This window comes from Burkholderia metallica (assembly GCF_001718555.1).
GTDB classification, from domain to species: Bacteria; Pseudomonadota; Gammaproteobacteria; order Burkholderiales; family Burkholderiaceae; genus Burkholderia; species Burkholderia metallica.
The window spans coordinates 2,716,610-2,729,019 of record NZ_CP013403.1; the positions used below are offsets into that span (position 1 = coordinate 2,716,610).

General features: G+C 69.4%; 12 protein-coding genes. 10 read left to right on the forward strand and 2 right to left on the reverse strand.

Annotation, left to right across the window (positions count from 1 at the left end):
* The first annotated feature begins 74 nt into the window (after positions 1-74).
* The 9 genes from WJ16_RS31525 (at position 75) to WJ16_RS31565 (ending at position 8,294) form a co-directional block, all read left to right on the forward strand.
* Positions 75-335 (forward strand): DUF2866 domain-containing protein, encoded by a 261-nt coding sequence (locus WJ16_RS31525; RefSeq protein ID WP_011353838.1) that lies wholly within the window; start codon positions 75-77, stop codon positions 333-335.
* A 123-nt stretch (positions 336-458) separates the two neighbouring features.
* A complete protein-coding gene (locus tag WJ16_RS31530; protein WP_069261247.1) occupies positions 459-842 on the forward strand; it encodes a DUF6232 family protein in 384 nt (127 codons plus the stop codon).
* Between the two features lie 213 nt (positions 843-1,055).
* The gene (locus WJ16_RS31535; RefSeq protein WP_069260864.1) at positions 1,056-1,283 is read left to right on the forward strand and encodes a hypothetical protein; all 228 of its coding nucleotides are present in this window, start codon (positions 1,056-1,058) and stop codon (positions 1,281-1,283) included.
* 237 nt (positions 1,284-1,520) lie between these two features.
* Positions 1,521-3,788 (forward strand): TonB-dependent hemoglobin/transferrin/lactoferrin family receptor, encoded by a 2,268-nt coding sequence (locus tag WJ16_RS31540; RefSeq protein WP_069260865.1) that lies wholly within the window; start codon positions 1,521-1,523, stop codon positions 3,786-3,788.
* A gap of 49 nt (positions 3,789-3,837) precedes the next feature.
* Positions 3,838-4,929, forward strand: coding sequence for a hemin-degrading factor (locus WJ16_RS31545; protein ID WP_069260866.1), 1,092 nt, complete (start codon positions 3,838-3,840; stop codon positions 4,927-4,929).
* A 32-nt stretch (positions 4,930-4,961) separates the two neighbouring features.
* Positions 4,962-5,834 (forward strand): heme/hemin ABC transporter substrate-binding protein, encoded by an 873-nt coding sequence (locus WJ16_RS31550; RefSeq protein WP_157126901.1) that lies wholly within the window; start codon positions 4,962-4,964, stop codon positions 5,832-5,834.
* A gap of 15 nt (positions 5,835-5,849) precedes the next feature.
* Positions 5,850-6,938 (forward strand): FecCD family ABC transporter permease, encoded by a 1,089-nt coding sequence (locus WJ16_RS31555; RefSeq protein WP_069260868.1) that lies wholly within the window; start codon positions 5,850-5,852, stop codon positions 6,936-6,938.
* Positions 6,939-6,957: 19 nt separating this feature from the next.
* Positions 6,958-7,788 (forward strand): heme ABC transporter ATP-binding protein, encoded by an 831-nt coding sequence (locus tag WJ16_RS31560; protein ID WP_069260869.1) that lies wholly within the window; start codon positions 6,958-6,960, stop codon positions 7,786-7,788.
* 122 nt (positions 7,789-7,910) lie between these two features.
* On the forward strand, positions 7,911-8,294 hold the full coding sequence (locus WJ16_RS31565) for a VOC family protein (protein ID WP_069260870.1): 384 nt from the start codon (positions 7,911-7,913) through the stop codon (positions 8,292-8,294).
* A gap of 21 nt (positions 8,295-8,315) precedes the next feature.
* On the opposite strand, the gene WJ16_RS31570 is transcribed toward WJ16_RS31565, so the two are convergent.
* Together WJ16_RS31570 and WJ16_RS31575 are read right to left on the reverse strand one after the other, a co-directional pair.
* On the reverse strand, positions 8,316-8,927 hold the full coding sequence (locus WJ16_RS31570) for a trimeric intracellular cation channel family protein (RefSeq protein ID WP_069260871.1): 612 nt from the start codon (positions 8,925-8,927) through the stop codon (positions 8,316-8,318).
* Between the two features lie 8 nt (positions 8,928-8,935).
* A complete protein-coding gene (locus WJ16_RS31575) occupies positions 8,936-11,059 on the reverse strand; it encodes a penicillin-binding protein 1A (RefSeq protein ID WP_069260872.1) in 2,124 nt (707 codons plus the stop codon).
* A 238-nt stretch (positions 11,060-11,297) separates the two neighbouring features.
* Here WJ16_RS31575 and WJ16_RS31580 point away from each other — a divergent pair, with 238 nt between their 5' ends.
* Positions 11,298-12,101 carry an aminoglycoside phosphotransferase family protein gene (locus WJ16_RS31580; RefSeq protein ID WP_069260873.1) on the forward strand — a complete coding sequence of 268 codons (804 nt, stop codon included), beginning with the start codon at positions 11,298-11,300 and terminating at the stop codon, positions 12,099-12,101.
* Positions 12,102-12,410: the final 309 nt, after the last annotated feature.

A 12,410-nucleotide genomic window follows, 5' to 3' on the forward strand; every position in this document is an offset into this window, starting at 1 on the left:
AGCATCGGCGGCTTTTTTTTTAAATGCCGACGGCGCCGCCATCGATTGCCCGGAAGAGAGAATCGGAGGCCATGATGATCGAAGATACCGTTTTCAGCCATCTGCACGCGATTCTCACGTGCCAACACTCGATGCCGGTCCAGAGCTGCCGCGTATCGGTCGAAATGCAGCGCCCGTGGGGGCGGCCGTATCGTCTCGTCGAATGGACGATGCATCTCGATGCACCCGCGCGGCGCCAGATCGTGCCGGCCGAATCGACCGACGAAGAGATCGCCGAAGTCGTCGCGTCGCACGTGCCGGGCCGGCTTTACGGCGACGGCCGGCTGCAGTTCTGAACGCGTTCCCGCGCCACCGCTTCCCGCCTTCCGCCCGCGCCGCACGCTTCGTGCGGCAGTCGGTCTCGTTTGATGCAGCAGCGAAACCTGCTACGCTTCGCGTTTTCGTCCACGCAACACACGATGGAAAACGCATTCAACGAACGCGGCGTGATGATCACGCGCAACGGCCTGTCGGTCGCGGGGCAAGTATTCGCGCTGCGTGACATCCGCCAGGTCGATGTCGTCAAGATTCCGAAGAACCGTCTCGTGCCGTCGCTGATCTCGCTGATCGGCGTGGCCGCCGCCGTCGCGGGCGGCATTGCTTCGTCGAGCGCCGCGATCGTCGTCGGCGTGATGCTCGCCGTCGTCGGCTATCTCGCGTGGACCACGCAGGACGTCACCTATCGCCTGATGGTCGAGATGCCCGACGGCAAGCGCGAAGCGCTGTCGAGCGTCGATGTCGAATTCGTCGAACGCGTCGCGCAGGTCGTGCGCGATGCACGGGCCGCAACGACGACCGGCTGATTCCGTTCGGCCCCTGCATGCTTCGATAGTCCACGCGCGGTTCGCTGTGCCCGCCCGCGCCGCGATGCATTGCTTGACGCGGCAACGGCACCGCCGCCTGCCCTGCCGGATCACGTTCCCTCTCTGCCTCCCCCGCATCATCCCTGCGCAGCGTACGCCGACCGCCTAGTATGGAAAGAGCGGCGTGGCGCCGCATCGTCCGAGGAGGCCAGCATGAACGTCCAGACGCTGTCCGGCACGCTTCGCGCGCAGGAACTGCTGATCGTGTCGATGATCCGCGCGCTTCCCCCTGACACGCGCCGCGCGCTCGTCGATCTCTACACCGATCAGATCAAGTTCGCCGAAGAGGCCGGCCTCGAAGGCCACGGCGATCGCGCGACGCACGATGCGTTCATCGCGCATGCGCGCAACCTGCTGATCCGCATCGAAGCGCTCGCGTAGCCCGGCCCGCGTTTTTCCCGTATATCCCGCCGCGGCTCGCCGGAGCCGCGCCCGCGAGCGCTCGCCCGCACGAGCCGCTTCGCATCCTTGTATTGATAATAATTCTCATTTACACTGGTAAAGTTATCAGTTGCCTTTCAAATCGCCGCCCGCCGTTTTCGTGCGCGGGCGGGCCAGCCAGGTGAACGCGTCACCCAGCCAGCCTTCGGGCTTGTCATCATCAACGGGAGACCACCTGTGCATTGCTATACGCTGGCGCGGCGGCCGATCTGTGCCGCACTGTTCGGCGCGTTCGGCCTGTCCGCCGCCCCGGCTCACGCCGATTCGACGCCGCAACGCGTCACCCCGCCTTCCCGCCTTATCGTCACCGCGTCCACGCGCGCCGATGCGGCGCTGCTCGACCCCGTGACCGTCACGGCCAACCGCACCGCCACGGCCGCGAGCCGCACGGCGGCGTCCGTGTCGGTGATCACCGACGAGGATCTCGAAGAACAGCAGGCCACCAACATCAAGGACGCGCTGCGCTACGAGCCGGGCGTCACGGTGCGCCGCACCGCGTACCGGCCCGGCAGCGCCGCGCTCGGCGGCGGCCGCGACGGCGATTCGAGCATCAACATCCGCGGCCTCGAAGGCAATCGCGTGCTGCTGATGGAAGACGGCATCCGCCTGCCGAATGCGTTTTCATTCGGCCCGCTCGAAGCGGGGCGCGGCGACTACGCCGATCTCGATACGCTCAAGCGCATCGAGATCCTGCGCGGGCCGGCCTCGGCGCTCTACGGCAGCGATGGCCTGACCGGCGCGGTGAACTTCATCACGAAGGATCCGCGCGACCTGCTGTCGATCTACGGCAAGCCCACCTACTTCTCGTTCCGGCCGAGCTACGACTCGACCGACCGCAGCATCGGCGCGACCGTGTCGGCCGCGGGCGGCAACGATCGCGTCCAGGGGATGATCATCGCCGACGGCCGGCGCGGCCACGAGGTCGACACGCGCGGCGGCAACAACTCGGCGAGCACGCTGCGCACCACGTCGAACCCGCAGGACGTCTATTCGGAATCGCTGCTCGGCAAGCTCGTGCTGACGCCGACCACGCGCGACACGATCAGGTTCACCGCCGAAACGGTGCAGCGCCGCGTGAGCACCGACGTGCTGTCGGCGATCAGCCCGCCGACCACGCTCGGCCTCACGACCTACGACCGGCTCGAACGCAACCGCTTCAGCGTCGACTACGACTTCCGCGACGACGCGTTCCGCTGGTTCCAGACCGCGCACGTGCAGTTCTACTATCAGGACGCGAAGCAGGACCAGTACGCGTTCGAGACGCGCGGCAGGGCAGCATCGCGTTCGCGCGACAACCAGTACAAGGAGCGCACGTTCGGCGGCTCCGCATTCGCCGAAAGCGGCTTCGCGACCGGCCCGTTCGCGCACAAGCTGCTGTATGGCGTCGACGGCAGCGTGTCGCGCGTGACGAACCTGCGCGACGGCACGGTGCCGGGCGTCGGCGAAGCGTTCCCGAACAAGGCGTTCCCCGACACCGACTACACGCTGTTCGGCGCGTTCGTCCAGGACCAGATCGGCTACGGCCGCCTGCTCGTCACGCCGGGCCTGCGCTTCGACACGTACCGGCTGAGCCCGACCGGGAACGATCCGCTGTTCACCGGCAAGGCCGTGTCGACGAGCGCGAACGAACTGTCGCCCCGCGTCGCCGTGCTCTACGAGATCACGCCCGCGGTCATTCCGTACGTGCAGTACGCGCACGGCTTCCGCGCGCCGACGCCCGACCAGGTGAACAGCAGCTTCTCGAACCCGGTGCACGGCTATACGTCGATCGGCAATCCGAACCTGAAGCCCGAGACGAGCGATACGTTCGAAGCCGGCCTGCGCGGCAAGGCCGGCACCGGCTACGGCGTCGTGCGCTACAGCGCGGCGGCGTTCACCGGTCGCTATCGCAACTTCATCTCGCGCACGACGATCGCCGGCAGCGGCCGGCCGGTCGACCCGTTCGTGTTCCAGTACGTGAACTTCGCCGACGCGCGCATCCACGGTCTCGAAGGCCGCGCCGAATGGGTGATGCCCAACGGCATCACACTGAAGACGGCGATGGCGTTCACGAAGGGCTCGACGCAGAACGACGGCGCCGCGAGCCAGCCGCTGAACACCGTCAACCCGTTCTCGGCCGTGTTCGGCGTGCGCTACGAGCCGGGCGAACGCTGGTTCGTGCAGACCGACCTGCTGTTCCAGGCCTCGAAGCGCGACAAGGACGTCGACAAGTCGGACTGTTCGAACAAGGCGTGCTTCACGCCGCCGTCCTCGTTCGTCGTCGACCTGCGCGGCGGCTACCGCTTCAACAAGCACGTGAGCGCGACGATCGGCATCCGCAACCTGTTCGACCGCAGATACTGGAACTGGTCGGACGTGCGCGGCATCGCGGCCGATTCGCAGGTGCTCGATGCGTATTCGTCGCCCGGCCGCACGGTCGCCGTCAGCATGAAAGTGGATTTCTGATGCGCGTCGCCCGCGCAACCACCCCAACCGATTCTTGAAGGAGTCCGACATGATGCAATCCGCCCTTCCCGGTCAACCGGCCACGCCGGCCCGCGCAGCCGCCGCATTGCGCGACGCGTTCATCAAGCTCAAGACCGAGCGCCAGCTGCGCAACCGCGACGTCGCGCAGGCGCTCGGCGTCAGCGAAGGCGAAGCGCTCGCCGCGTTCGTCGGCGAGCATGTCGTGCGCCTCGACGCGCGCTTTCCGGCGATGTTCGAGGAAATGCCGCGCCTCGGCCGCGTGATGGCGCTGACGCGCAACGACACGGCCGTTCACGAAAAGGACGGCGAATATGCGCAGATGAGCCACGACGGCCCCGTCGGCCTCGCGCTCGGCGATATCGACCTGCGCATCTTCTATCGCCACTGGGTGTCGGCGTTCGCGGTGCGCGACGAAACCGCGCACGGCCCGCTGAAGAGCCTGCAGTTCTTCGACGCACAGGGCCACGCGATCCACAAGGTCTATCTGCGCGCGCACAGCGACCACGCCGCGTACGACGCGTTCGTCGAACGCTGGCGCGCGCCGTCGCAGGAGCCGGGCCTCGAGATCGCGCCCGCCGCGCCGAAAACGCCCGAGCGCGCCGATACCGAGATCGACGTCGCGGGCTTTCGCGCCGCGTGGGACGCCATGACCGACACGCATCAGTTCTTCGGCATCACCCGGCGCTTCGGCGTGAGCCGCATGCAGGCGCTGCGGCTCGCCGATCCGCAGTATGCGTATCCGGTCGAAACCGCGCGTGCGCTGCGTCACGTGCTCGAACAGGCTGCGCAGAGCGGCCAGCCGATCATGGTGTTCGTCGGCAACGCGGGGATGATCCAGATCCATACGGGCCCCGTCGCGAACGTGCGCGAGGTCGGTGCGTGGATCAACGTGCTCGATCCGGGCTTCAACCTGCACGTGCGCGAGGATCTCATCGCCGCCGCGTGGGTCGTGAAGAAGCCGACCAACGACGGCATCGTCACGTCGCTCGAACTGTTTGACCGGCAGGGCGACCACGTCGCGCTGCTGTTCGGCGAGCGCAAGCCCGGCAAGGTCGAGCGCGACGACTGGCGCGCGCTCGTCGCGACGCTGCCGGCCGCCGCACGCGGAGGCGCACGGTGAGCGCGCGATCGTTCGATCCGCGCCGCCGCGCGATGCTGGCGGGCGCGGCGGCCGGCGCGCTCGCGGGCGCGCTGCCCGGTAGCGTGCTCGCGCAGGCCGCGCCGAAACGCGTGGTCGTGATCGGCGGCGCGCTTGCCGAAACCGCGTTCGCGCTCGGCGGTGCCGAGACGCCGCGCTACCGGCTCGTCGGCGCCGACACGACCTGCACGTACCCCGACGCCGCGAAGCGGCTGCCGAAAGTCGGCTACCAGCGCGCGCTGTCGGCCGAGGGGCTGTTGTCGTTGCGGCCCGATCTCGTGCTCGCGTCGGCGGAAGCCGGCCCGCCCACTGCGATCGCGCAGGTCAAGCGCGCCGGCGTCGCGGTGACGACGTTCGACGAGCGCCACGACGTCGAATCGGTGCGCGCGAAGATCACCGGCGTCGCGCAGGCGCTCGACATGCGCGATGCGGGCGCTGCGCTGCTGCAGCGCTTCGACCGCGACTGGCAGGCCGCGCGCGACGCGGTCGCCGCCCGCGCGCCCGGCGGCGCGCAGCCGCCGCGCGTGCTGTTCGTGCTGAACCACACCGGCAACCAGGCGCTCGTCGCCGGCCAGCGCACGGCCGCCGACGCGATGATCCGCTACGCGGGCGCGCGCAACGCGATGCAGGGTTTCGATCACTACAAGCCGCTGACGACCGAGGCGCTGGCAGCCGCCGCGCCCGACGTCGTGCTGATCTCCGACGAAGGGCTCGCGGCCGTCGGCGGCCGCGCCGCGCTGCTGGCCACGCCCGGCTTCGGCGCGACGCCGGCCGGCCGCGCGCAGCGCGTCGTATCGCTCGACGCATTGTTCCTGCTCGGCTTCGGCCCGCGCCTGCCGCTCGCCGTCACGACCCTGCACCGACGCCTGTCGGATGCGCTCGCCTGATTCCGGACCACCCCGATGCCCGCTCACGCCTCGCCTTTTCCCGCATCGTCGTCCGCGTCGCGCTCCGGCGCCGCGCGCATCGGCACGTCGCGCCGCCTCGCCCCGTTCGCGCTGGCCGCGCTCGCCGTGCTCGTCGGCGCGATGTCCGTCGCCGCGCTGTGCGTCGGCGCGTACCGCATTCCGCTCGCGCAAGCGTGGGCCGCGCTGACCGGCGACGCGGCCGCGCAGCAGGCGCGCGCGGTGCTGTTCGATATTCGCGCGCCGCGCGTCGCGCTCGCGTTGCTGGTGGGCGGCGGCTTCGGTGCGACCGGCGCCGCGATGCAGGCGCTGTTCCGCAATCCGCTCGCCGACCCGGGGCTCGTCGGCGTGTCGAGCGGCGCCGCGCTCGGCGCGACGACGACGATCGTGCTCGGCCCCGCGCTCTTTGCCGCGCACGTGAGCGCAGCCGCATTGCCCGTCGCCGCATTCGGGGGCGCGCTCGCGGTCGCGGCGCTCGTCTACCGGCTTGCCGCGTCACGCGGCCGGCTCGCGCTGCCGCTGCTGCTGCTCGCCGGCATCGCGATCAACGCGCTGGTCGGCGCGGCGATCGGGCTGCTCACGTTCGTCGCCGACGACGCGCAGTTGCGCTCGCTGACCTTCTGGAGCCTCGGCAGTCTCGGCGGCGCGCAATGGTCCGCGCTGGCGGCCGTCGCGCCGTGTGTCGCGATCGGCTGCGTGCTGCTCGCGCGCGAACGCGACGCGCTGAATGCGTTGCAGCTCGGCGAAACCGAGGCGCTGCATCTCGGCGTGCCCGTGCAGCGACTGAAGCGGCGCGTGCTCGTCGCGGTCGCGCTCGCGGTCGGTGCGCTCGTGTCGTGCGCGGGCATCATCGGCTTCATCGGGCTCGTGGCGCCGCACTGCGTGCGCCTCGCGTGCGGCCCCGACCAGCGCATCGTGCTGCCCGGCGCCGCGCTGCTCGGCGCGCTGCTGACGCTTGCCGCCGATCTCGCCGCGCGTACTGTTGCTGCGCCCGCCGAGATTCCGCTCGGCGTGCTGACCGCGCTGCTCGGCGCGCCGTTTTTCCTCGCGCTGCTGTGGAAGAGCCGCGGCGCACTCGGCGGCTAACCTTTTCGTCACGACGACCATGCTGACCGCTCATCACCTCGACGTCGCCCGCCGACACACTACGATCCTGCGCAACCTGACGCTGTCGATCGAACCGGGCCGCGTGACCGCGCTGCTCGGCCGCAACGGCGCGGGCAAGAGCACGCTGCTGAAGACGTTCGCCGGCGAACTGACCGGCGGCGGCGCGCCGAACGGCGTGCGCATGAGCGGCGACGTCACGCTGAACGGCGAACCGCTCGCGCGCATCGACGCGCCGCGGCTCGCCTGCCTGCGCGCGGTGCTGCCGCAGGCCGCGCAGCCGGCGTTCCCGTTCAGCGTCGACGAAATCGTGCTGCTCGGCCGCTATCCGCACGCGCGGCGCAGCGGTGCGCGGCACGTGATCGCGCACCGCGATCGCGACATCGCGTGGCGCGCGCTCGAACGCGCGGGCGCCGATGCGCTCGTCGGCCGCGACGTGACGACGCTGTCGGGCGGCGAACTCGCCCGTGTGCAGTTCGCCCGTGTGCTCGCGCAGCTGTGGCCGGACGACGATGCACCGGACAACGGCCCGCGCTATCTGCTGCTCGACGAGCCCACCGCCGCGCTCGACCTCGCGCACCAGCATCGTCTGCTCGACACAGTGCGCGCGGTCGCGCGCGAATGGCAGCTCGGCGTGCTCGCGATCGTCCACGATCCGAATCTCGCCGCCCGGCACGCGGATACGATCGCGATGCTCGCCGACGGCACGATCGTCGCGCACGGCAGGCCGCGCGACGTGATGACGCCCGCCCATATCGCGCAGTGCTACGGCTTCGCGGTGAAGATGGTCGATACCGGCGATGGTGCGCCGCCGGTGATGGTGCCTGCGTAGCGCGGGCGCGTGACGCATGCGCGATGCGTCGCTCGACGTCCTGCCTGCTCCTGCCTGCCCGACGAAAACGGTTTTCACATCCCGTCATTCGCACTTCGCGCATTCCGCTCCAGGGGATTCACGTGCCGCTTCCGATGACCCGCATCCTCCTGTACGTCCGGGAAGCCGCGTTGCTGAAGGCGTTCTATCGGCGCTACTTCGATCTTCCCGTCATCGAGGAAATCGACGGCGAATGGGTCGTGCTCGACGCCGGCGCGATCGAACTGGCGCTGCATCGCGCCGGCCCGGCATCCCGCCACGCCCCCGCTTCCGCGAGCACGACGGCACACACGAGCAACGTGAAGCTCGTGTTCGCGATCGACGCCGATATCGACGCGCATCGGGCCCGGCTCGCGCGCGACGGCGTGACCGTGCGCGATCTCAAGCGCTACGACGGCTTCCCGTACCGGATGTACGACGGCATCGATCCGGAAGGCAACGTCTTTCAGGTCATGAAGCAGGATTGACTGCCGGCGCGACGCGAGCGCTCAATGCTCGAGGTCGGCCGCGCCGAAGGTCCGCATCTTCCATCCGAGCCGCACGGCGAGCATCCGCATCGAGAAGCCGCACGCCAGCGCGACGACCGTCGCGACGGCCGCATCGATGCCGAGATACTGCATCCCGACGTAGAGCGCGCCCGTGACGAACGCGACGCTCGCGTACAGTTCCTCGCGCAAGATCAGCGGCATCTCGTTGCACAGCAGGTCGCGCAGCATCCCGCCGCAGACGCCCGTGATCGCGCCGGCCAGCACGACGATGATCGGCGCGGTGCCCGTCGACGCGCCGATGTCGCAGCCGATGATCGTAAACGCCGCGAGGCCGATCGCGTCGACGGTGACGAACAGCGTCTTCATCCGCGCGACATGCCGTGCGACCCACGACGCGACGGTCGCCGCGACGAGCGTGATCACCAGGTATTCGGGATGCGCGATCCAGCCGAGCGGATAGTGGCCGAGCAGCACGTCGCGCACGGTGCCGCCGCCGAGCGCCGTCACCGCGCCGACGAGCGCGAGGCCGAAGCGGTCCATCCCGCGACGCATGCCCATCAGCGCCCCCGACATCGCTTCCGCGACGATCGCAATCAGATAGAGCGTATGCATGGCGCGCGTCAGTCATCCGTCCGGAACAGGTCGAGCACGCGCTCGCGCTCGGCCGCATCGACCGCGGCGGGCATCGGCTCGGCCGGCTTGCCGTTGTCGCCCGGTGCGGCGGGCGCATCGGTCGCCGTCGCCGCGCCGCCGCATGCGAAGCGGCTGCGAATATACGACGGCACGTCGGCCGTGCACGTGCCGCGCGTGTATTCGGCGTACACGAAGTCGCCGTCGACGAGCGCGACGTCCTGCGGCGGCGTTGCCTCGACCGGCGTACGCCCGTCGACGGCCGTCTTCATGTAGTCGAGCCAGACCGGCAGCGCGAGCGTCGCGCCGGTCGCGCGCCCCATCGGATGCGGCGTGTCGTAGCCGAGCCACGCGACCGCGACGATGCCCGACGAATAGCCGGCGAACCACACGTCCTTCGATCCGTTCGACGTGCCCGTCTTGCCGGCCGCATCGTCGCGGCGCAGCGCGAGCGCACCGCGCGCGGTGCCGGACTTCACGACGTCGCGCAGCATGCTGTCCATCACGAACGCGTTGCGCACCGACACGACGCGCTCGCCGGCCGGCGCCGTCGCTTCGTACATCGCGCCGCCGTGACGCTGCTTCACCGACAGGATCAGGCGCGGCTCCATCCGCGTGCCGCGGTTCGCGAATACGCTGTACGCGCTCGCCAGTTCGAGCGGCGTCACGGCGCCCGCGCCGAGCGCGAGCGGCAGCGACGCCGGATTGCGCTGCGCGTCGAAGCCGAAGTGCACCGCGTGCTGCTGCACGTAGCGCGCGTCGGTGGCCTGCATCAAGCTGACCGCGACGAGGTTCTTCGAGCGCACGAGCCCGCGCCGAACCGGGATGAACCCCTCGTAGTTGTTGGCGAAATTGCGCGGGCGCCACGGCCGCGCGCCGGTTTCCGCATGGGTGAGCGTGCGCTGCGTATCGTCGACGAGCACGCCCGGGAAGTAGCCCTTTTCCAGCGCCGCCGAATAGACGAACGGCTTGAAGCTTGACCCGGGCTGGCGATACGCCTGCAGCGCATGGTCGAACACGTTGCGGTTGAAATCCGCGCCGCCGACGAGCGCGAGCATGTCGCCCGTTGCCGCGTCGAGCGACACCAACGCGCCTTCGAGCCCGTTGCGCGCATCGCGCTTCGCGCGCGACTGGCGGCTCAGCGTACGTTCGAGCGACGCCTCGGCCGCACGCTGGTCGCGCATCGAAATCGTCGTCGTCACGTCGAGGCCGAGCGTGTAGGCGTCGTCGTGAAAGCGCTCGACCATCATCCGGCGCGCGCGCTCGGCGACGTACGGCGCCGCGATGATCCCGGGCGGCGGCGTGGTCGCCAGCGCGATCGGCGCATCGACCGCCGCGCGATACGCGGCATCGTCGAGCTGGCCGAGCGCATGCATGCGGCCGAGCACGTAGTTGCGCCGCGCGGTCGCGCGTGCCGGATTGACGACCGGGTTGAACGCGGACGGCGCCTTCGGCAGCCCCGCGAGCACGGCCGCCTCCCCCGCGCTCAGCGCGTCGAGCGGTTTGCCGAAATACACGTTCGCGGCTGCTGCAAAACCGTACGCGCGCTCGCCAAGATAAATTTCGTTCATGTACAGCTCGAGCAGCTTGTCCTTGCTGTATTCGCGTTCGAGCTTGGTCGCCATCAGGATCTCGGCGAGCTTGCGGCTCAGCACCTTGTCGCGCGTCAGGTAGAAGTTGCGCGCGACCTGCATCGTGATCGTGCTGCCGCCCTGCCCCGGCTGCCCGGTCACGACGTTCGCGAACGTCGCGCGCGCGAGGCCGGCGAAATCGACCGCGCCGTGCTGGTAGAACTTCGCGTCCTCGGCCGCGAGCAGCGCCTGCCGCATCAGCGGCGGGATGCGTTCGAGCGGCACGAACTCGCGCCGCTCGACACCGTATTCGGCCAGCAGGTCGCCGTCGCGCGAAAAGATCCGCAGCGGCAGCGCGGGACGATAGACGGCGAGGTGCTCGACGGACGGCAACTGCGTCCAGATCCGCTGGATCGTCCACGCGCCGATGCCCGCGCACGCGAGCGTCAGGCCGAGCAGCGCGCCCGCGAGCGTGCGCCACACACGGCGGCGGCGCGGCGGCGGCGCGGCCGGCGGCGGAGGGGATGCGGGGTGGTCGGTCATGTCGGGCTCCTTCTTCGATGCTGTGACGACGGGTGCGCGAGCGGCACCGAGCGGTCACGAAAGGCGCGCATTGTCGAAGGGATAGCGCGAAACCGGAACATTCTTTAGCCAAAGTTTGGCAGGCTAAATTTTATTTAGGGAAGCGCGTTGCGGCCGTTCATGTCGTACCTGCGGCCGCGTGACGCACCGTTGGGCAAACCGCGCTGCACGCGGGCCGGTTCGGCGGTAGCATCGTGTGATGTTCGATCGATACCTCGGCCTGTGGGGCCTCGTTTCCGACGGCGGCCCGATCCTGACCGCGAGCGGCGGCCTGTTGCCGGTCGTCTGGCAGGGCCGGCCCGCGATGTTGAAGGTCGCGACCTGCGACGAAGAACGGCGTGGCAATGCGTTGATCGCGTGGTGGAACGGGCACGGCACCGCGCAGGTGTGGCAGCGCGACGGCGACGCGATCCTGCTCGAACGGGCGCAGCCGGCGCCGACGCTGGCCGGCTTTTCGGCATCGGGGCACGACGACGATGCGATACGCATTGCGTGTGATGTCGTCGCGCGGCTGCATGCGTATCGTGCGCCGGCGCCGACGGAGCCGCCGGAGGTCGTGCCGCTGCACGACTGGTTCCATTCACTGTTGTCGGATGCTTCAGGCAACGACGTGCTGCGCCGCTCCGCGACGGTCGCACGCCAATTGCTGGCCGCGCCGGCGGGTGACGAAGTCGTCCTGCACGGCGACATCCATCACGGCAACATTCTCCATTTCGGCGAACGCGGATGGCGGGCAATCGATCCGAAGGGGCTGCGCGGCGAGCGTGCGTTCGACTACGCGAACCTGTTCTGCAATCCGACGCACGATATTGCGGTCGATCCGGTGCGCTTCGAACGGCGTGTCACGATCGTGGCCGACGCGGCGCAGCTCGACCGCCGCCGGCTGCTGCAGTGGATTCTCGCGTGGTCGGGATTGTCGGCGGTGTGGCTGATCGAAGACGGGCTGCTGCCCGATACGCGGCTGCAGGTCGCGACGCAGGCGGCGACTGCGCTCGGCCTGTAGCAGTACGCGTCGCCCGTGAAAACAAGTTCGTTGCAAACTTCCAAGTAACGCGAGGATGACCGACGGCTGTCGGCCGGTTCGTGGCGCTCGACAACGAATCCTGGATGGGTGGCGATCCGCGTATCGGGGATCGCCACGATCAAGCGGATCGGGAAGGAGGATCGAGTCGCGCTACAACTAGCTGGCTGATGAGCCCGCTATTCGGATCGCGAAAGTCTCGCAATGACCGGAGCGGCATGAAAATGACGCGCCAGCGAAATTTTTTGCAGGCAGCTCGACGGCGCGAAGCGACCGCATCGCGTCGTGGGC

Coding starts and splice junctions, on each gene's coding strand:
- WJ16_RS31525 (WP_011353838.1), top strand. CDS start 75: ATGATCGAAGATACCGTTTTCAGCCATCTGCACGCGATTCTCACGTGC.
- WJ16_RS31530 (WP_069261247.1), top strand. CDS start 459: ATGGAAAACGCATTCAACGAACGCGGCGTGATGATCACGCGCAACGGC.
- WJ16_RS31535 (WP_069260864.1), top strand. CDS start 1,056: ATGAACGTCCAGACGCTGTCCGGCACGCTTCGCGCGCAGGAACTGCTG.
- WJ16_RS31545 (WP_069260866.1), top strand. CDS start 3,838: ATGATGCAATCCGCCCTTCCCGGTCAACCGGCCACGCCGGCCCGCGCA.
- WJ16_RS31550 (WP_157126901.1), top strand. CDS start 4,962: ATGCTGGCGGGCGCGGCGGCCGGCGCGCTCGCGGGCGCGCTGCCCGGT.
- WJ16_RS31555 (WP_069260868.1), top strand. CDS start 5,850: ATGCCCGCTCACGCCTCGCCTTTTCCCGCATCGTCGTCCGCGTCGCGC.
- WJ16_RS31560 (WP_069260869.1), top strand. CDS start 6,958: ATGCTGACCGCTCATCACCTCGACGTCGCCCGCCGACACACTACGATC.
- WJ16_RS31570 (WP_069260871.1), bottom strand. CDS start 8,927: ATGCATACGCTCTATCTGATTGCGATCGTCGCGGAAGCGATGTCGGGG.
- WJ16_RS31575 (WP_069260872.1), bottom strand. CDS start 11,059: ATGACCGACCACCCCGCATCCCCTCCGCCGCCGGCCGCGCCGCCGCCG.
- WJ16_RS31580 (WP_069260873.1), top strand. CDS start 11,298: ATGTTCGATCGATACCTCGGCCTGTGGGGCCTCGTTTCCGACGGCGGC.